The sequence below is a fragment of the Flavobacterium sp. genome (assembly GCF_044357305.1).
Taxonomy (GTDB): domain Bacteria; phylum Bacteroidota; class Bacteroidia; order Flavobacteriales; family Flavobacteriaceae; genus Flavobacterium.
On sequence record NZ_JBIKPS010000007.1, the window covers coordinates 38,141 to 59,231 of the forward strand.

The window sequence follows — 21,091 nt, forward strand, 5'->3', positions numbered from 1 at the left end:
GTCTTATTTACTTTTATAATGTACGTCGGACAAACCTCTTAACATTTGGGCACTTTTTTCAGGTGTAATATCCCGTTGTGATTCCCCCATCATTTCGTATCCTACCATAAATTTTTTAACCGAAGCGGAACGCAACAAAGGCGGGTAAAAATGCATGTGAAATTGCCATTCTGGGTGAAGTTCCCCATCGGTTGGCGCTTGATGAATTCCTGATGAATAAGGAAAAGAAGTCTCGAATAAATTGTCATACTTTATGGTCAAAATTTTCAATATCGCTGCATAGGAAGTGATTTCGGAGGCGGTCATATTGGTGATTCTACCAAAGTGGCGCTTGCTTATAATTAGTGTTTCAAAAGGCCAAATTGCCCAAAAAGGCACTAAAGCCACAAAATACTCGTTTTCGATAACAATACGTTCTTTTTGTTGCAGTTCTTGGGTTAAATAATCTTGCAACAAACTCCTTTTATGTTGGTCATAATATACTTTCAAATTGGCTTGGGTGCGAGCTACTTGGGTGGGCAGTGATGATTGTGCCCAAATTTGGCCATGAGGATGGGGATTGCTGCATCCCATTACACTTCCTTTATTTTCAAAAATCTGTACATAATTTATAAAATCCTTGTTTCCTAAAAACGTATATTCTTTTTGCCAAGCACGAACTACATTCTCAATTTGGCCAACTTCCATTTCGGGTAATGTTTCATTATGTTTTGGAGAGAAACAAACTACCCTCGAAATACCCCGTTCTGGTTTGACTTTAAAAAAAGTAGGTTCCATATTGTCATCAAAAGTAATTTCATCTTGCCTCATTGCTGCAAAATCATTATCAAATACAAATGAGCTAGTGTATTGCGGATTTACTTCTCCATTGGCGCGAACATTACTTGGACACAAGTAACATTCTTGGTCGTACTCAGGCATTTTTACAGTAGAAATGGTTTCATTCTGACCTTGCCATGGCCTTTTGGCGCGGTGTGGCGATACTAATACCCATTCGTTTATTAAAGGATTGTATCTTCTGTGCGGATCTTCGTGAATATCAAATTTTTTCATTCCTAATTAGTTTTATAAAGTGATGTTCCGTTTGAAATTTTTACATCGTAAATTTTTAATTCTATATTAAACTGGGCTGCATATAATTTGGTAAATTTCTCTTTGATGGCATTTTCGCTTCCCTTTTTTACCAAAGTGATGGTGCAACCACCAAAGCCACCTCCCATTAATCGAGAACCTATTATATCCTCTTCGGCTTTGGCCAAATCTACTAGATAATCTAATTCGGCGCAGCTTACTTCATAATCTTTAGACAATCCCTGATGGGTTTCAAACATTAATTCCCCTAATGTTTTAATATCTCCTTTATCAAGGGCTGCACAAGCTTGAATGACACGTTTTATTTCTTTTACGGCATATAAACTTCTTTTAAAGACATTATCCGTCATTTTAGATTTCAAACCAATTAATAATTCTTCATTACAGTCTCTGAAGCTATTAATTTCAGGATGATTGTCATTGATGATGCTTAATCCTTCATCACATTCTATACGTCGATTATTGTATTCGGATGTATATAAGGAATGTGATACATTGCTATCTAATAAAATTAAAGAATAATCAACAAAATCGGCATCGTGGTAGGTATAATCCAAAGTACGGCAATCAATTTTTATTACTTTGTTTTCTAATCCCATTACACTAGAAAACTGATCCATGATACCACAATTAATTCCAACCCAGTGCTCTGCACTTTGTCCCATTAAAGCCATATCGATTGGTTTTATTCCCAAATTAAACATTTTGTTAATTCCGAATAAAAATCCACATTCCAAAGCTGCAGAAGAAGATAAACCAGAACCAATTGGAATATTACTACTAAAGGCGCAGTTAAAACCTCCTATTTTGTGTCCTTTTAATTTTAATTGAAACAAAACACCGCGTAAATAATTAGTCCATACGATTTCACTTACTATTTCTTCTTTTGTAACGTCAATAACTATTGACTCTTTCAAATCAATTGCTTGGATATTGGCGGTATCCGAATTGTTTTTATTAAAAGTAAAACAAATAATTTTATCAATGGCAGCTGGCAATACATACCCATCATTATAATCGATGTGTTCGCCAATAATATTAATTCTCCCCGGGGAAAGCACTATTTCAGTGGGTACATTTCCATATTTTTCTTTAAAAAAATCAGATGTGTCTTGTATTAAAATCTCATTCATTATTTATAATTTGATTGTTTATATTTAAATTTCTTTAAAATTGGCCTTGCCTAATTTTGAAAATTTATACATAGTCTTGTGTTGATATACTTCGTTTTTTCTTAAAACAGCATTAGGGAAATGATTGTGATTAGGTGCATCTGGAAAATTTTGAGTTTCAAAACAAATTCCACTCAAATGGTGGTAATCTGCATTTTCTTTGCCTTTTATTGTATTAAAACAATTTCCTCCCACATAAATATGTACAGCCGGTTGATTCGTAAATACCAACATTCCCAAATTATTTTTAGGGTTGAAAAGGGAAGCCGAGATTTTATCACCATCATTCAAAACAAAAGTAGTATCTATTGTTTGAGGGCATTTTTTGGCTTGGTTAAAATCAAAAAGGTTATTTTCTAAATTCAAAAATTGACCCGTTGGAATATTATGTTCATTGGTTTCCAATATATTATTGGAATTAATTGACAAATCCTGTTCTTGAATATTAGAATTATGTCCATCAAGATTAAAATAGCTGTGATGGGTCAAGTTTATTACTGTATCCTCCAACGTAGTGGCAACATACTCAATAATCAATTCATTTTGATCTGATAAAGTGTAGGTTAAATCTATTGCTAAATCTCCAGGGTAATTTTCTTCCCCATCAGGGCTGAAATAACTTAAAGTTATGGATGGGTTTTTCCCTTCATTCACGTTTTTTATCTTCCATTGTTTTTGGCTAAAGCCACTATTTCCTCCATGCAAGGAGTGCCCATTATTATTGCTGTTCAAATCAATCAATTTGCCATTCAAACTAAAAGTACTATTATTAATTCTGCCTGCATAACGCCCTACTGTTGCTCCAAAATATGGTGCACTTTTTAAATGGAAAGAATTTAAATAGGCTTCCAAAGTATCGAAACCCAAGACCACATCAATAAAACTACCATTTTTCAAAGGTATTTTTAATGAAGTTATCGTGGCTCCAAAAGTAATAACCTTCAATTGCATTCCGTTTTTATTTGTTAAATCACAAGAGTTTACGATAGCTCCATCAGGCATATATCCATAGAATTTAATTGTAGAACCTGTATTTAAAAATGAATTCATTATTTTTTTTAGAAAAATTTTATCAAAAGTGAAATTCAAAATTAAATCAATTATCAGTATTTTACATACTAGTACCTACCGGTTTTTATGTATTTTTGTAAAAAAAATTATGCGTGTCATAACTGTTCAAAATAATCAAGGAATTCCAAAGTACAAACAAATCATTTCCTCAATTGAAAAAACAATTGAGAAAGGTCATTTAAAAAAAGATGAAAAACTCCCCTCCATAAACAAAGTATGCCTTGAGTTTTCGATATCTCGTGACACCGTATTACAGGCCTATGAAGAGTTAAAAAAACGAGGCATTATATATGCTATTCTAGGCAAAGGCTACTATGTAAAAAGTACTGAAGTCAAAATAAAACAACGCGTTTTATTGCTTTTTGAGGAACTGAATATTTTCAAGGAAGACCTATACAATTCCTTTATTGAAAACATTGGAAAAGCCATACAAGTTGATATTTTCTTTCATCATTTTAATCTTCAAGTTTTTCAAAAAATAATCAATGACAGCAATGGAAATTATACCAAATACATTATTATGCCCACTAATTTAGTTGGAGCAACGGCAATCATAAAAACCCTACCAGTTGATGAAATTTATATATTAGACCAAACAAATGCAGAATTAAAATTATTTCCAGCAGTATATCAAAATCACCAAAAAGATATTTACAATGGCTTAGAAAATGGTAAAACCAAATTAAACAAATACGAAAAACTAATCCTGATTTTTCCTGGATTTAGGGAGCCCTTAGGGATGAAAATTGGCTTCCAAAAATTCTGTAAAGACTACGGCTTTAGCAGTACGGTTATTACTGAGTTTAAAGATAGGGAAATAAAAAAAGGGGAAGTATATATTATTCCTGACGATAGGGATTTAGTAAAAGTTATTGAAAAATCTAAGCTACAAAATTTAAAACTTGGTGGAGATTTCGGAATCATATCTTATAATGAAACACCTTTGAAAAAAGTGGTAGAAAATGGCATCACTACCATATCCACTGATTTTGTTGCGATGGGAAAAATTCTAGCCCAAATGATTTTGAAAGGAAAAAAGGAACAAATTGAAAATAAAAGTACCTTGATTATTCGCCAGTCTTTATAAAAACAAGAACTCTGGATATGTAAATTAAAACCCAAAATATTAGTTTATAATTATTTTTCTGTTTCCAGAATTCTTTATAAATTCATTTTTGTCGTAAAATAGATTTTAAATCTAAAATTCCTTACTCCATTTCCTTACTCCAAAAAACAAATATTCCATTATTTTCAAAAAAAACCTTAATACATTGAATAATAAGGGTTTATTTTTGTAGCGAGAGGGAGATTTGAACTCCCGACCTCAGGGTTATGAATTCGATTTTTGATCGAAAAACTGAGGTATATTGCTAATAATGATTATAATCTTTATTAAAACATGTACGGAACTGTGTTCGGTTATTAATCAAACAGATTGCAAAATTAATGAATATTAATTAATTTTAAGAAATTATATTAATATTGTTGCAAATTTCTTAAATGAAAAAATAATTACCTCATTTTTATCTCGTTATAACAATTATCAACTAAATCAAATGTTTCAATAAGATTAAGGATTTCGGGATTTATTTTCATTAATCTGTTTACGGTAGTTTCCGCTTTTGAATAGATTTTTTCGTTTTTTGAAAATAGCCTTTTTTCAATGTAGTAATCGGCTAAATCATATCCGTTTTCAACTTCTTTACCTTCAATTAAGTTACTGCATTTAATTTTAAAGCCTATTTGATTTAACTCACTTGTTCTTTTATTCCAGTCTTCAAATTCTGATTTGTCTGGAAATACCAAAATTTTATAATTTTTAATAGGGTAAAGTAATTCTTTTTTAAAATTATTTTTACTGCCAGTTGCTAGCCATAAATGTTCTGGAACTATCATACTCATTATTACAGCAGTTTTTTCGGATTCTACTATTGCAATGGTATCACCAGTATATGTACTTATAAGATGTAAGCCAAAAAGGCATTGCTGTAATTCATAATCTTTTAATTTCAGTATTTTATGCATCCAGTTTATATGTGAGTATGGTTTTTTTATTCTCTTACCTAAATTAATATCAAAAAGCATAACTTTTCCAGTTACAATTTCTTCTTGATTGTTTATTTGCCAGAATATCGTTGATCCATCCCAGTGGGTTGATGTGCCAATTAGATACTTTAGTATAATGCTTCTAATTTCTTCATTAGAGAAATGGTTTTTTAAAAATTGAATAAAATTATTATTTTTAAAATTGCCACCATGTTTTGCAATTTCATTTTTGTTTATTGTTGATTTGCTTTTTTTAATCTCAATAGGCAAATCAATCGTATAATTGTTTTCTTTAGGTCTTTTATGGTATTTGCAATTACTCTCTCTATCACATCTTCCAAATGAGTTTTCTAGGTACTCATTAGTTACTTGATCGAAGTATTTTACAAAAGTTTTCTTTTTGCAATTTGGGCAAAAGTGTTTTTTACTTGATTTATCTAATGAGTATCTATACATGATTATATTCTTATTCGTAATATTCGTAAAATTCGTAACCATTACGAATATTTCGAATATTACGATTTTTTATATTTACCAAAAACTGTTTTTATTAAGTAGTCTGTGAGTTGTTTGTCAGAAAAACCTATTTCAATTTCTTCCGAAACAAATTCATCCAAATCAAATTTTTCAAAATGAGGTGTTAACATATCAAATAACGTTTCCTTCTCGTTTTCAGAGAGTGACATTATTATTTGATATGTTAACGTTGCTGTCATTTTAAATGTCTTGATTTTTCAAAATGTTTCTAATGTTCCCTTCTGTGCAGCCAATTAGTTCCGCTATTTTAGTGTTTGGCAATCCTTGTCCCTTTAATTCTAATATTTTAGACATTCTTTCATCTGAACTTTTTGGTGTATATTGTTTTAGGTGATCAAATTCATTTTCATAACCAACAAAAGTAAATTGTAAGAAGTTTGAAGGGTTTTCTATTTTACAGGTAATTACATTATGAGTATCGTAAATTTGTTCAGTATTCCGTTGTTTAATTTGTTTCAAATACCGCAAATTACTTTCTTGAAAACTTTCCCCAATTGCAAAACAGCTATCGCAAAAGTTCATTAACATTTTGCTGCCTGATAAATCATTTTTTGATATTGGTTTAGTAGCATCTCTTTTAGGAGTATGCGCAAGGACAAGTATTGAAAGTAAATATTTTCTTTTTAAATTATTAAGAAGTTTCATTAGCTGTAAGGCATCTTTTGCTTTTTCAGTATCGTTTTTTAAATATGTTAGATTGTCAATTATTAATATTCTAACATTTTCATTTATTACCGCTTGTTCAATAGAATTGCATAGATATTCTTCAAAAGATTTAAATTCTTCTGGTGTATCTTGTTCGGGATTAATTTCAGCTCTTAAAAAATTATCATTAAATTCATAATGGTCTATAAAATTATTAGAATACCTTTTCTCTAATTGTTTGTCGGATAACTCAAAATCAAAAAAAAGTACTTTTTGAGGCATTACTTCAAGCTTAAAACCATATATACTAAATCCTTTACTTATACTATTTGCAATTTGAATAGCAAGTGCAGATTTTCCTAAATTCGTATCAGAAAAAAGGATACATAATTCGTTTTCAAACCAAAGTTCGCTAAATAGCATTTTGGGTATAGGTCTAGTTTTTGCTTCATCAATCCATTTTGTAACTGTCTTAATGTTGAAACAATTACTTGGAGGATTGTTTTCTAAAACCTTAAATTCATTTTTTAGCTCATATTTGAATTCCATTAAGCCAAAGTTGTTTTCTGGAGTATTAATATTCATAATGTTACTTTTTTAATCCTAAAATAAACTATTCGATTTTTCGTGATATTGGCAAGAAATATTTTTTCAAATATCCAAGTTGTTAGATAATTAAATTCATTTGAACAATAAAGTGTAATTTTATTATCAAGTACATTCAATTCTAGCCTCTCTTTTAGTGAAGCTGGGTTTTTTAGGTTCAATGTTAATGACTTCATAATTATTTTTGATTTAAATAATTATAAACATCAACTTTTTTGAATCGAATAGTTCTCTTTAATCTTGAATAGGGTAAGATGTTTTCTTTGCGAAGTTTCCATAAAGTTACTTCGCTACAGCCTACTATTTTGCAGGTTTCTTTTACTGAAATCCATTCTTCGTTTGGATTTAATGTTTCAGGCTGTAATAGAGTTTGATTTTCTAAGATGAATAAAGCTCTAAAGTGTAGTTTTTTGAGTTCTTGAACTTCTAATATTAAGTTCTCAAATGCCTTAAGGAAATCTAATTTTTTCATGTTAATATTTGTTAAGATTAATTGATTGCAATTAACTTAACATTCAGATTAACAAAAAATTAAATGTATGTCAGATGTATGTCAGAATATAGTAAATATATGTCAGAAAAAGGCTGAAATATGTCAGATGGTTAATTTCGCTCTTTTTTGGACGCCAGATTGCTCCATTCTTCTTGAAAAAGCACCACTCTTTCGTCATGAAAATAGTTTACATTTTTATCATAACTAATAATTTTTGTTAGGACTAAATCATACTCATTTTTTAAAAATTTCATGAAGCTTGTTTTGTTGTCAAAAATTACTTTTTCATTTATTAATACTTCATATAAACTCTCAATATTGGCTTTTTTATTTTCTAAAAAGCTATTGATTTTTTTGTTGGCAAATTGGTAAGACTCTAAAGTGGTAAAAATTTCACGATACTTTTTGAATACAGCTTTGTCAAATCGTATTTCAGCAAAAAATAAATCTTCTTCAAAAATAAATCGATCATTTAATTCTACTAAAATTTGAAGTTTAGTTTCAAAGTTTATCTCTTCAGATAGATCATATTTCTTTTGCAAATTCTCTTTTGCAAAATAGTTGTGATCACCATCTAAGTATTTATTTGCTTTTATTTTATAAAATAAATTTGATTTGAAGGTGTTGTATTGATAATATAGCATTTCAAGTTTGCTAAAGTTAACACTGTGTACAATTCCATTATAGGATTTTTGTTCGGTAAAGAATGTTATTTCATCTAGGTAAATCTCATCGTATAATTTCTTGAAATATTTTAGACCTATATTTTTTTGGTTTATTTTATCTAAACCATATATTTCCTCATTAAATGATTTAAAGAAAAGCATTTTCTCTTTATCAATGTCGTTTTTGCATATTTTGATTATGAAGAAATAAAACTCATCCCTAAACTCTTCTGTTGGTTCTATACATTTTGTTAATGTACTATAGTCGAAATCAAGAATTCCATCTTTAAATCCAGAACTTTTGATTCTGTCGGCGGCTATAAATAGCCCTTCCTTCATCAAAACATCAATAACATCACTTTGGTTTTTTTTGTTAAACTGTATGTCTTTTAGATGTCCAAAATAGCTCATATTTAAAATGATTTTTAATTATTAATAAAATTAGTACGCAATATACTTTAAAATAAAAGTGTAAAGTTAATTAATTTTTATTAAATTTGTATAATATTTATTAAAGTAATCATTGTACTAAAATTAATTATGATAAAAAAACTAGGTGAAGTTATAAAAATTAAATCGGGAGTATTTGCTAAAGGTGGTGCAAATCCTGATTTGTTTTATATTCAATCAACTGATTTTGATAAACAACGTTATTGGAATAAAACATTAAATCCTATTTTGAGTAATACAACTAAATTCACAAGTCATATACTCAATGTTGGTGATGTGTTATTTGCATCTAAAGGTAGAGATTTTTTTGCTGTTGTATATGATGGCAAATTTCAACCTGCTGTTGCTTCTACGACTTTTTTAGTTTTGCAAATGCAGTCTGAAAATGTTACTTCAGATTATATAGCATGGTATTTAAACCATCCGCAAACGCAAAGTCTGCTTTGGAGTTTTGCAAAAGGATCTGCGATACCCTCTATTAGCAAAACTATCTTAGAGCAAATTGAAATTTCTATTCCACAAATATCAAAACAAATGGCTATATTAGAAGTCTCTAAATTACAAGTCATAGAGAAACGTATTCATAAGCAAATAGGAAAACTTAGACAAGAATATATTAACGAACTAACCTACAAATCAATTCAATAAAATGAGCCAGAAAATAAATCAAAAGGAAATAAATCAAACAGTTTGGAAAGCATGTGATACTTTTAGAGGTATTATTGATCCTTCTCAATATAAAGATTACATCCTGACTATGTTGTTCTTGAAATACATTAGTGATGTTAATAAAGAAAAGCGAGCAGACTATTTGCAAAAGTACAATGGTGATGCAACTCGTACAGATAGAGCCTTGAAAATGGAGCGTTTTCAAGTTCCAGAACATTGTAGTTTTGATTACTTATTTGATAATAGGAGCGAAGCCAATGTTGGGGAACTTATCAATATTGCATTAGCAGATTTAGAAGAAGCCAATCGAGAAAAATTGAGCAGTGAAGATGGCAGCGGAATTTTTAGAAATATTGATTTTAATAGTAGCAATCTAGGTGATGTAAAAGATAAAAATACCCGATTAAAAAATCTATTAGGAGATTTTGCAGAATTAGATTTGTCTCCTTCACATTTAGAGCGTGAAGATGTAATAGGTAATGCTTACGAATACCTTATTGCAAATTTTGCAGGTGATGCTGGGAAAAAAGCTGGCGAATTTTTTACTCCAAGTGAAGTTTCTACTTTGTTGGCTAAATTGACCAAATCTAAAGAAGGCGCAAGGATATGTGATCCAACTTGCGGTTCTGGTTCTTTGCTAATTAAAGCAGGTAGAGAAGTTGGAAGTAATAACTTTTCTCTTTACGGTCAAGAAGCCAACGGAAGTACATGGGCATTAGCAGTAATGAATATGTTTTTGCATGGATTTGATAATGCAACTATTCGTTGGGGAGATACTATAAGAAATCCAAAACTTAAAGAAGGAGATCAATTGATGAAGTTTGATACTGTTGTTGCAAACCCACCTTTTTCATTAGATAAATGGGGTGCTGACATGGCTTCTGGAGATATTTATAATCGTTTTTGGAGAGGTGTTCCTTCTAAAAGTAAAGGCGACTGGGCATTTATTAGCCACATGATTGAAACTTTGAATGAAACAGGTAAGGCAGGTGTAGTTGTGCCTCATGGAGTTTTGTTTAGAGGAAGTAGCGAAGGGAAAATTAGAGAAAAAACAATTGAAGATAATTTGCTTGAAGCAGTTATTGGTTTGCCATCCAACTTGTTTTTTGGTACAGGTATTCCTGCTGCCATTTTAGTGTTTAATAAAGATAAAGGTAAAAACACCGATGTATTATTTATTGATGCAAGTAAACATTTTGAAAGTGGTAAAAACCAAAATAAATTACGAGATACGGATATTGCAAAAATAGTTGCAACATATGACAAATTCCATGAAGGTATTTTGCAAAACGGTATTTGTGAAGATAAATACAGTTATGTGGCTACGGTTGAAGAAATTATTGAAAACGACTTCAATCTCAATATACCTCGTTATGTAGATACTTTTGAAGAAGAAGCGGCTATAGACATTAAAGCAGTGCAACAAGAAATTGCAAAACTAGAATTGGATTTGCAAAACGTGCAAAAACAAATGAATGTATACTTACAGGAATTAATTGATTAAGACTATGAAACCATCTATTTCACTTTTACCATTGCAACGGGATGTCGAAAATAAAGCAATTTTAAAAAAAGTAGCAAAGGCGCATCAAGCATTAGCTGAATTGAAAGGTGCTGCTAATGCGATTCCTAATGAGAGTATTTTAATAAATACATTGTCTTTGCAAGAAGCAAAAGACAGTTCTGCAATTGAAAACATTGTGACCACTCATGATGAACTTTTTCAAAGTGATTTTTTAGCTCACGATTTTAAATCTTTAGCTGCAAAGGAAGTTTATAATTATTCAAAAGCATTACAATCGGGTTTTGCAAAAGTGAAAACAAACAAACTTTTAATAAATTCATTTATCCTTGAAATGCAATCTGAATTAGAAGAAAACAAAGCAGGTTTCAGAAAAATTCCAGGAACCGCTTTAAAAAATGATAAGACTGGAGAAGTGGTTTATACACCACCACAGCATCCAGAAGAAATTGTTATTTTAATGCAAAACCTAGAAGTTTTTATCAATGATGACGAAATGAGTGACTTGGATCCATTGGTTAAAATGGCAATTATTCATCATCAGTTTGAGAGTATTCACCCATTTTATGATGGTAATGGTAGAACAGGACGTATTATTAATATTCTATATTTGGTTAAACAGGACTTGTTGAAAATACCAATTCTTTATTTGAGTAGATATATCAATGAAAACAAAACAACTTATTACCGATTGCTTCAAGAAGTTAGAGATAATGACAATTGGGAAGATTGGATCATGTTTATGCTTGATGGAGTTGAGCAAACGGCAAAGCAAACTATTTTATTGATAGATGGTATTAAGATTGAAATGCTGAATTTTAAAAAGAAAATGCGGTTGGAATTGCCAAAGATATATAGCCAAGATTTATTAAATAACCTTTTTAGACATCCTTATACTAAAATTGAGTTTGTGATGAAGGAATTGAATATTCATAGACTTACAGCCACGAAATATTTAGATGAGTTGGTTCGTATAGGATTGTTAGAGAAGCATAAATTTGGAAGAGATAACTATTATATTAATGTTGCTCTCTATACTCTTTTGAGTAATGTAAACGGGAAAGGATAATTAAACATGTATACAAAAACGCCTTTTTGCATGCATATTAGTTAAAACGTGTATACGAAAACATGATTTTGTATACATATTAAAAAAACATGCATGCGAAAATACTATTTCATGTACATATTAAAATAACCTATATAGAAAACAACGTTTTTCTATACCTATCAAATTTAAAAAATAAATAAATGAACACAACAATACAACCTACCACCAAATACAAAAACTCTCCTTTAGGTTTAATTCCTGAGGATTGGGAAGTGAAGAAGTTAGGAAAATTAGGAGAGATAGTTTCGGGCTTGACTTATTCTCCAGAAGATATAAATGAAAATGGAATTTTAGTATTAAGGTCGTCAAATGTTCAAAATAGACAACTTGAATTTAATGATAATGTTTATGTAAATGTAAAAGAGGGGAAATATAATCCTGTGAAAGTAGATGACATACTTATTTGCGTTAGAAATGGCAGTAAATCATTGATTGGAAAGAACACTTTAATTACAGAGCAAGTTGAAGGAGTTGCTTTTGGTGCATTCATGACGGTTTTTAGAAGTGTTCAAAATAAATATTTATTTCAATTATTTGATACAGATTATTTTAATTGTGAAATTCATAAAAATTTAGGGGCTACAATAAATTCAATAAATGGAAGTGATTTAAAACAGTTTAAATTTCCAATTCCACCAATTCCAGAACAAGCCGCCATAGCCAATTGCCTCTCCACTTGGGATAAAGCCATTGAAAAACAAAATGCATTAATTGCTCAAAAAGAACTCTCTAAAAAAGCATTGATGCAGCAATTACTTTCGGGTAAAAAACGATTGAAAGGGTGTAATGATAAATGGAAGGTCAAATCTTTGAATGAATTATTGATTTATACTCCTAGAGAAATAGAAAAACCCTCAAAACCATTTTTAGCTTTAGGATTACGAAGTCATGGGAAAGGGGTTTTTCATAAACATGATTTTGATCCCAAATCAATAGCAATGGATAAATTATTTGTTGTAAAAGAAAATGATTTAGTAATTAATATCACTTTTGCATGGGAACAAGCAGTTGCAATTGCTACAAAAAAGGATGAAGGAGGTCTTGTGTCTCATAGATTTCCTACTTATACTTTTAATGAAGTACAAGCAATCCCTCTTTATTTTAAGTTTTTTATACTTGGCACGAAGTTTAAAAGTATGTTAGATTTAATTTCACCTGGAGGGGCAGGTAGGAATAGAGTAATGAGTAAAAAAGATTTTTTGAAATTGGATATAAAATTACCTGAAATCGAAGAACAAAGCGCAATTGCAAATGTATTGCAATGTACTGATGATGAATTACAATTGCTAAAAAAGAAGCTTGAGCAACTAAAAGAACAGAAAAAAGGGTTGATGCAGGTTTTGTTAACGGGGAAGAAAAGGTTGAAAATAAATTGATATGAAAATAGCAGTACTTAAATGTGATGAACCCAATACAGGTAAATTTATTGGATCGGAAGGTAGAATCATAGAAATCAAAAAAGGCAGGTACATTTTGAATGATACTTCACATCCTCTTTATTCTGATAAAGAGTTATATTTTAAAAGGATCTATTGTTTAGAATTTAAAAATAAGAAAATATATTTTTTAAATTATTATGGTAATACAGAACATCCTGTTAAAGGAATTCACATAGGATTAACCAAATGGCAAAACCATAAATTTTTTTGGATACAAAATAAACATTGGTTACAAAAGGAGGAAAATATTCGGTATTTAGTTAATGTACTTTTTCTTATTTTAGGAGCTTACATTGCAATTAAGAATATTAAATAGAGATTGCTAAATGGCAAAAGAATATGTTTTTGCTTGTGAAATATAATACCGTTTTGATATTACTTTAAAAAAATCAAACAAATAATTTAGGCATAAATATAAATATTGAAAATCTATGAAGGTTCTTGACTTTGCAATTTTGGTTAATTCTCTATTAGGAAGTAGGGTTTATATCGATTGTATAGCAAAAATAAACGAATTTGGATTTAACGATAAGTATGAAGAATCAACACTCGCTAAATGGTTAAAGCCTGAGTTGTGGTAATAAATGATAAAAATGAAAATAGGAAGAAATGATAAATGTCCATGTGGTAGTGGTGAAAAATATAAAAGGTGTTGTATAAATAAGCCTAAGGAAGACTATGTAAAAGGTGCTAAATCATTCCATAAAAAAGATAATGACGTAGATACTTTTTTTACTAAATATAATACTGCTTCATTACTTAAATCGTTTGCTGGACTTTCATTACTTCCCGAAAATCATGGGAAAAATGTGAGAATGGAAGAATTAGCACGAATGGCTGTTCAAAACTTTAATAAAAGTGAAGAAGTGCCTAGTGCAATAATCCTGCGAGAATTTTTAGAGGCTGAGTATCCTTCCCATTACTTAGAGGATCCAACAGTTAATTTGTTTTCTGATTTAGTTACATTTTATGGGGGTGATTATTTGTTGTTTCCTGGAATAACCGAAAATGGAATTTTTACATTGGATAATTTACTTGCTGCAATTTATCATTGGCCTGATTCAAAACTTCCTAAGCAGTTTAGAATTAATTCCACTCACACGATTACACTAATCCTTGCTATATCAAATAAAATTGCGCTGAGGCTAGGATACAAAAGATATCAAGAAGGTCTCGAAGTAAATGAAAAGATAATTGTACCAAATGATAATTCTCTTGATAGATTAAAAGAAGCTGTAATATTTTCTGAGGAAGAGATAAAACAATTGTGTCTTGAAAATGGAATTGCATTTGGAGCAATAGATGAGTTTTTGTTAGATATTAATTCGCCAGATATACATTCTAGATTTGTTGAAGAAAGTCCATTAATATATAAACCGATATTAAAAATCGATAACCAATTTATTGTTGTTTCACCTTCAACTTTAAGCTTTGCAATTACAGATTATATATGGTCGATCGCAGAAAGAATGGGATGTATGAAAGAATTGAATGATGCTTATCATAATTTTTTATGGAATAACTTGCAAATGCAGTTAGGTCATATGAAATTTAATTATATAGATGTGATTGGAGTCCCAATAAATAAAAAAAATCATGTTAGAGAAGGACTATATCGATTTGATGATGATAAAATAGCTTACATTCAATATCTATCTGATGAAGGCTTAAATTTTAAAATGAGTAAAACCATTAGCAAAAATGTATTTGACGACAATGAGGATAAAGAAATACATAAAAAAGATATTAAATCTAAACTATTAGCCATACCAGAGTATGCGGATTATGAGATTTTAGATTTGACTATTATTTCGCCAATTGGGAGAGAATTTATGTATCCAGTTATGAAAAGTGAATTTGCAAGAACTATTGCAATCCCAATTTTTGAATTTGATGTTTTATGGAATCTTAAAGATATGGACGCTTTAGATCTTTGGAAGTTTTCAATTGCACGAGAAGAGCAAGTAAGTCCTATTGGAATGATTAGTTTTTCGTTTCTAGATCAATATAAAATCTATAAAGATCATCACGACTCTTTTTATCTTACTGATGAAAGAAAATATGACTCTATAAGTGTTCAGGTTGGTTATGCTGACGATTTGATAAAACAGTCTAAACATAAAACAGATAAGCACTCAGCTCTTAAAAACATAGAAGGAAGATTGGTTAATGTACAAGTTGTTCAAAAAGACTCATATATGCCTGTTTATGTTGATCCAATGGGGTTGCTTAGCTCAAAACTTGAGTTTTTAATTGAAGGATTTTATCAACCTATTTGGGTTACACCTAAGTTTGGATTAGAGGATTTAACTGGTGAAATACGTAATGTTTTGTGGCAAGTTAATGATGCTATTGTATACTGGCTTTGGCAAATACAAGCAGACATTAAAGAAGATTTGAGAGTAATAGGCAGTATGCCTTTAACAGTAACTTTTGATTTGGATTCTATTAAGAAATTTGAAACAATTGAAAGAGATTTTAAAAGAGAAGAAGGCTTATCAGATAAATTCCAAACGATAGCTGTCGAGGATTCATTTAATATTGTTATCCCAGATTTAATTATACCTTATCTGTATGGTTCAGATAATGCTGGCGAAAGAGAAATTGTCAAACATCTGATAATAGGAATTAATAAAATTTTAGAGGTTAATAATCAACAATTAATTTCTAACGATAGAATAACTCAAATAATTGAAAGTAAAGCTCCATTAGGTATGAAAAAGAAATTTTTTGTGCTTGATACGAATGACAATTTATTACTAGATCCAAGAAATCTCATTGGACATCGTTATGTACAAGAATATGATACAAGTATTGTTTTAGATTCTATTGTACCATTATTGGGAACTTTATGCCCTTCTGTAGGCGAAATTGTAACTCAGAACGCTAAAGATGATTTGTCGTTCAAGATTGTTCAAAAAGCTCTTCTCCCTCATTTAAGAAGTGAAATTATTAAATATGATTCAACTGAATTGCTCAAACGTTTTATTAGTCAATATGAAAGTATAATACGAAAACGTGAAGAATTAAGAGTTCATACTCCAACTCGTATAGCATGTTTTGTTACTGTTGACCAGCATCAAATTGATTTGCAAGAGGACTTAAAAAAGATAAATAAGTCCTCTATGGCTTTAAGATGTCTAATTGAACATGTTGGAGCAGAACCAAGTAAAGGCGAAAAGATTATTTCAGATGGAGGAATTGATGAGCTCGTTGCGATAATGGATCAGATTATTTCATGGGGTTCAATTAGTGATCAAATTCATTATAACTTGTTCGATGTTAAATTGAGTGTTCTAAATTCTGGAAGAATTGGAGTAGAAAAAACTCAATTTAAAGATATTTTTGATCCATATTATACATCAAAAACAAATGAAAACATTACAGATGCGATCTCTACATTTAACCAAGTATTTCCTCAAAATGAAAATTCTAAAGGGAAAGATGTTCCTGAAAATTTAGACAATGCTTTTATTGCAGATTATGGTATATCTTTTTCTAGAATTTGTGAATTTATAGAAGGTCTTTGTCATATTGGTTTTTTTCAAACTACCCCATACGCTTCTTTTTTTCTAAATAAATTAAGGGATGAGGTAAACAAATATGTGAATGATTTCGATAAAGTTGAATTTCAATGCGCTATTGATTATTTGTCAATCACTAATCGTGGCAAAGTGGATAAATTACCTGAAGGTTATGATTATGTTGATATTATGCCATGGCGATTTAATAGGATGCTTTCTTTTTTGAGAAAACCAATAGTTATTGTAGATTCTGAAAAAAGTTTAGAAAGTAAAGTTGTTTATTGGGGTGTTAGAAATCTTTTAGATAGCAGGATTTATTTAGCTGGACAATTCTATTCAGATAGATTAAGAGTTTTTGAAAATAGCAACGTAAAAAGGTTACTAGGTAAATTTGCTAACGAAAGAGGTGAAGCCTTAGTTAAGAAAATAAAGAATTCAATTGATCCCGATGGATTGATAATCGAGAATGATGTATTTATTGGGCCAAGTTATTCGCTCAAAAACAATATTGATATTGGAGACATTGACATTTTGATTATTGATACAAAAAAGAAAATTATTTTTAGCATTGAGTGTAAAAGTATGTCACCTAGCAGAAATATTAAAGAGATGATTGAAGAAGTGCAAAAGTTGTTCGGTAGTAATTCTGAAATGGGATGGATTGATAAGCATCTTAGAAGACATGAATGGCTTTTAGCAAATAGAGATCAATTAAGTAATAAATATAAAATTGATGTTTCAGATTTTGAAATAAAATCTGTTTTCGTTACAAATGAAGATATGTTAACTCCATATCTGAGAAAACAAAAACTTCCTATTCCTTTTATGACAAGTTATGAATTTGAAAAGGAAGGTTATGAAACTTTATTAAAAATTTAAAAAATGGAAATTCCATCCTTCAAAGAAGACCAAGTTTCTCAAATTCCTGCTTTGCAAATGTTGCAAAAGTTGGGCTATACGTACTTAACTCCAATAGAAGCAGAAGAACTTCGAGGTAATAAAACAGGTTTGGTTATACTGGAGCCTATTTTAAGAAAGCAGTTACAGGAAATTAATAGTATTCAAGTAAGTTCCACTAAAACGGCTTTTTTTAGTGATGCTAATATCGAAAACGGTATTCAGTCGCTAAAAGATATTCCTATGAATGAAGGCTACATGGCTGCAAGTAAAAAAGCGTATGAGCTTATCACTTTAGGCAAAGCTTTAGAGCAAAGTATTGATGGAGATAAAAAAAGTTTCACTTTGCAATACATTGATTGGAAAAATTTAAACAACAATGTTTTCCATGTTACAGAAGAATATAGTGTTATGCGAACAGGTAGTAAAGATCATTACCGACCAGATGTTGTTTTGTTTGTAAATGGAATTCCGTTATGTGTTATAGAATGCAAAAGACCAGATATAAAAGAACCTCTTACAGAAGCTATTTCACAACATACAAGAAACCAACAAGAAGATGGAATACGACATCTTTATATTTACAGTCAATTACTTTTAAGTTTGGCTACTTTGCAGGCTAAATATGCAACTACAGATACTAAAGAAGAGTTTTGGGCATCGTGGAAAGAAAGTAAAGAATATACAGAGGGTGAAATTTTTAAACTTGTAAACCAACCTTTATCGAACGAGCAAAAGCAAAAACTTTTTTTAAGTAGAAAAGATTGGGAGCAACGAATTATTGAATTAAAAGAAAAAGAAACGATTTCAGTAAGTGAGCAAGACCGTTATTTATATTGGCTTTGTCGTCCTGAAAGATTATTGCCATTAATAAAAGATTTTGTGCTTTTTGAAGGAGGATCTTTCAAGAAAATTGCACGTTACCAGCAGTTTTTTGCAATCAATAAAATTATCGAAAGAATTCAATCTATTGATGAAGGTAAAAGACAAGGTGGAGTGGTTTGGCATACTCAAGGAAGTGGTAAGTCATTAACAATGGCAATGCTTGCAAAGAAAATTTATTTGACTGTAAAAAATCCTAAAATAATATTAGTTACTGATAGAACAGACTTAGATCATCAAATTACTGATACATTTGAGAAAGTTCAAGTACCAGTTCATAATGCCAAAACAGGAAATCAATTAGTAGATTTATTGCAAAGTAAAAGCGATGCAGTTGTAACTACAATTATTAATAAGTTTGAAGCAGCTGTAAATCAACTAGGTTCAACACCTTTAGTAAGTAATAATATTTTTGTATTAATTGATGAAGGTCACCGAACACAATACGGAACATTCAACGTAAAAATGCAAAAGGTTTTACCTAATGCTTGTTTTCTTGCATTTACAGGAACACCTTTAATGAAAAAAGAAAAAAGTACAGCACAAAAATTCGGTGGAATTATTGATGCTTATACTATAATTCAAGCCGTTGAAGATGGCGCAATTGTACCGATCATTTATGAAGGAAGGCACGCTGTTCAAAATGTAAATCAAAAAGCACTAGATAGAGGTTTTGATAGTGTTGCAGAACCTTTAGAAGAATATCAAAGAGCCGATTTAAAAAAGAAATTCAGTAAAGCCAATCTAATTTCAAAGACCGAACAACGAATTGATGAGATTGCAAGAGACATTTCAGACCATTACACACACAATTGGGGAGTAGATAAAACAGGAGATAGAAGCGGCTTTAAAGGCATGGTTGTAACACCAGACAAAGCAACAGCAGTTAAGTACAAAAAAGCATTTGATTTAATTGGCAAAGTTTCAACAGAAGTAATCATGTCGTCTCCAGATACAAGAGAAGGGAATGATGATATTCATGGAGAGCCAACCAATGAAGTTGTTGCTTTTTGGAAACAAATGGAGACAAAATACGGCAAAGGATTTGATGAAAAATTAATCAATCAGTTTAAGAAAACAGATTATCCAGAGTTGTTAATTGTAGTTGATAAACTGTTAACAGGTTTTGATGTGCCAAGTGTTGTTGTAATGTATGTATGTCGAAAACTACGGGATCATACTTTATTGCAGGCAATTGCAAGGGTAAATAGAGTAATGCAAGGCAAAGAATATGGTTTTATTATAGATTATGAAGGAATAATTGGCGAACTGGATGAAGCCATGAATGCCTATTCAGACTTTACAGAATTTGATGAAACAGATTTAATAGGTACTTTAACCGACATCAAAAAAGAAATTGCAAAACTTCCTCAGTTACATTCAGAGCTTAATGATATATTCAAACAAGTTAAAAACAAATGGGATATTATTAATTATTCGGATGTTTTAACTGATGAAGCCATTAGAGTGGATTTTTATCAAAAATTTACTGCTTTTGCAAAATGTTTAAAGTTAGCGTTGTCTTCAATTGATTTTGAAAATAATACTCCCGAAAAAACAAAAGAATTATATGTAAGACATTTGAAATTTTATACAGAATTAAGAAATTCCGTTGTAAACACTTACTCCGATTCTATTGATTTTAAAAAATATGAGAAGCAATTGCAAAAATTATTAGATCAACATGTTACTACCGAAGAAGTGATAAGGCTAACAGAACAAGTATCTATATTAGATGCAAAAGCATTTGAAGAAGAACTTGAAAAAGTTGTTGGTACAAAAGCAAAAGCAGAAACTATTGCAAGCAGAACTGCAAAACATATAAATGAAAGAATGGATGAAGATCCAATTTTTTACAAAAAACTTTCTGAACTGATACAGCAAACAATTTCAGATTTGCGAGCCATGAGAATTTCCGATGTTTTTGCAATTAATAGATTGAAGGAGATAAGAGAGCAAGCAATTACCAAAAAGTCGGACGATATACCAAAAACCATTTTGCAAAACGAGAAAACTATTCCGTTTTACAGACTTGCAATTGCAAATACAACCATTGCAAACGAGAGTATTGCAATACCATTTGCATTGGAAGTAGATAAGATAATTAAGCAATATGTTATTGTAGATTGGTCTGCCAAGCCTGATATTATAAGAAAAATAACTTTTTATATTGGAGAGTATTTAATAGACGAATTACAAATTGCAATTAATGAAGCGGAAGATATTGCAGAAAAGTGTATTGAAATTGCAAAACTAATTTATAAGTAAGC

The 21,091-nt window shown here is 30.3% G+C and carries 16 protein-coding genes; 8 read left to right on the forward strand and 8 right to left on the reverse strand.

Features of this window, described 5'->3' with window-relative positions; genetic code table 11:
• Positions 1-3: 3 nt before the first annotated feature.
• Genes ACIQ2J_RS06530 through ACIQ2J_RS06540 form a run of 3 tightly spaced genes read right to left on the reverse strand, consistent with a single transcriptional unit; the run spans position 4 to position 3,314 of the window.
• On the reverse strand, positions 4-1,053 hold the full coding sequence (locus ACIQ2J_RS06530) for a UDP-glucose--hexose-1-phosphate uridylyltransferase (RefSeq protein WP_396167705.1): 1,050 nt from the start codon (positions 1,051-1,053) through the stop codon (positions 4-6).
• Between the two features lie 2 nt (positions 1,054-1,055).
• A complete protein-coding gene (galK, locus tag ACIQ2J_RS06535; protein ID WP_396167707.1) occupies positions 1,056-2,225 on the reverse strand; it encodes a galactokinase in 1,170 nt (389 codons plus the stop codon).
• A 24-nt stretch (positions 2,226-2,249) separates the two neighbouring features.
• On the reverse strand, positions 2,250-3,314 hold the full coding sequence (locus ACIQ2J_RS06540) for an aldose epimerase family protein (RefSeq protein WP_396167709.1): 1,065 nt from the start codon (positions 3,312-3,314) through the stop codon (positions 2,250-2,252).
• 109 nt (positions 3,315-3,423) lie between these two features.
• Between ACIQ2J_RS06540 and ACIQ2J_RS06545 the strand changes: the two genes are divergently transcribed.
• Positions 3,424-4,422 carry a GntR family transcriptional regulator gene (locus ACIQ2J_RS06545; RefSeq protein WP_396167712.1) on the forward strand — a complete coding sequence of 333 codons (999 nt, stop codon included), beginning with the start codon at positions 3,424-3,426 and terminating at the stop codon, positions 4,420-4,422.
• Positions 4,423-4,847: 425 nt separating this feature from the next.
• Here ACIQ2J_RS06545 and ACIQ2J_RS06550 read toward each other — a convergent pair whose 3' ends face one another.
• From ACIQ2J_RS06550 to ACIQ2J_RS06570, 5 genes are all read right to left on the reverse strand, one after another.
• Positions 4,848-5,837, reverse strand: coding sequence for a DUF6371 domain-containing protein (locus tag ACIQ2J_RS06550; protein WP_396167714.1), 990 nt, complete (start codon positions 5,835-5,837; stop codon positions 4,848-4,850).
• Between the two features lie 59 nt (positions 5,838-5,896).
• Positions 5,897-6,097 carry a hypothetical protein gene (locus tag ACIQ2J_RS06555; protein WP_396167716.1) on the reverse strand — a complete coding sequence of 67 codons (201 nt, stop codon included), beginning with the start codon at positions 6,095-6,097 and terminating at the stop codon, positions 5,897-5,899.
• Between the two features lies 1 nt (position 6,098).
• Entirely contained in the window at positions 6,099-7,148 is a 1,050-nt protein-coding gene (locus ACIQ2J_RS06560; RefSeq protein WP_396167718.1) for an AAA family ATPase, read from the reverse strand.
• Between the two features lie 199 nt (positions 7,149-7,347).
• The gene (locus tag ACIQ2J_RS06565) at positions 7,348-7,641 is read right to left on the reverse strand and encodes a helix-turn-helix transcriptional regulator (RefSeq protein WP_396167720.1); all 294 of its coding nucleotides are present in this window, start codon (positions 7,639-7,641) and stop codon (positions 7,348-7,350) included.
• Between the two features lie 131 nt (positions 7,642-7,772).
• Entirely contained in the window at positions 7,773-8,738 is a 966-nt protein-coding gene (locus ACIQ2J_RS06570) for a hypothetical protein (RefSeq protein ID WP_396167724.1), read from the reverse strand.
• A gap of 129 nt (positions 8,739-8,867) precedes the next feature.
• Between ACIQ2J_RS06570 and ACIQ2J_RS06575 the strand changes: the two genes are divergently transcribed.
• The 7 genes from ACIQ2J_RS06575 (at position 8,868) to ACIQ2J_RS06605 (ending at position 21,089) form a co-directional block, all read left to right on the forward strand.
• The gene (locus ACIQ2J_RS06575) at positions 8,868-9,425 is read left to right on the forward strand and encodes a restriction endonuclease subunit S (protein ID WP_396167726.1); all 558 of its coding nucleotides are present in this window, start codon (positions 8,868-8,870) and stop codon (positions 9,423-9,425) included.
• 1 nt (position 9,426) lies between these two features.
• Positions 9,427-10,950, forward strand: coding sequence for a type I restriction-modification system subunit M (locus ACIQ2J_RS06580; protein WP_396167729.1), 1,524 nt, complete (start codon positions 9,427-9,429; stop codon positions 10,948-10,950).
• 4 nt (positions 10,951-10,954) lie between these two features.
• A complete protein-coding gene (locus tag ACIQ2J_RS06585) occupies positions 10,955-12,037 on the forward strand; it encodes a Fic family protein (RefSeq protein ID WP_396167731.1) in 1,083 nt (360 codons plus the stop codon).
• A gap of 182 nt (positions 12,038-12,219) precedes the next feature.
• Positions 12,220-13,455: a restriction endonuclease subunit S gene (locus ACIQ2J_RS06590; protein ID WP_396167734.1), complete on the forward strand. Its 1,236-nt coding sequence runs from the start codon at positions 12,220-12,222 to the stop codon at positions 13,453-13,455.
• A gap of 1 nt (position 13,456) precedes the next feature.
• A complete protein-coding gene (locus ACIQ2J_RS06595) occupies positions 13,457-13,834 on the forward strand; it encodes a hypothetical protein (RefSeq protein WP_396167736.1) in 378 nt (125 codons plus the stop codon).
• A 277-nt stretch (positions 13,835-14,111) separates the two neighbouring features.
• The gene (locus ACIQ2J_RS06600) at positions 14,112-17,921 is read left to right on the forward strand and encodes a YecA family protein (RefSeq protein WP_396167737.1); all 3,810 of its coding nucleotides are present in this window, start codon (positions 14,112-14,114) and stop codon (positions 17,919-17,921) included.
• Positions 17,922-17,924: 3 nt separating this feature from the next.
• Positions 17,925-21,089: a type I restriction endonuclease subunit R gene (locus tag ACIQ2J_RS06605; protein WP_396167739.1), complete on the forward strand. Its 3,165-nt coding sequence runs from the start codon at positions 17,925-17,927 to the stop codon at positions 21,087-21,089.
• Positions 21,090-21,091 lie beyond the last annotated feature (2 nt).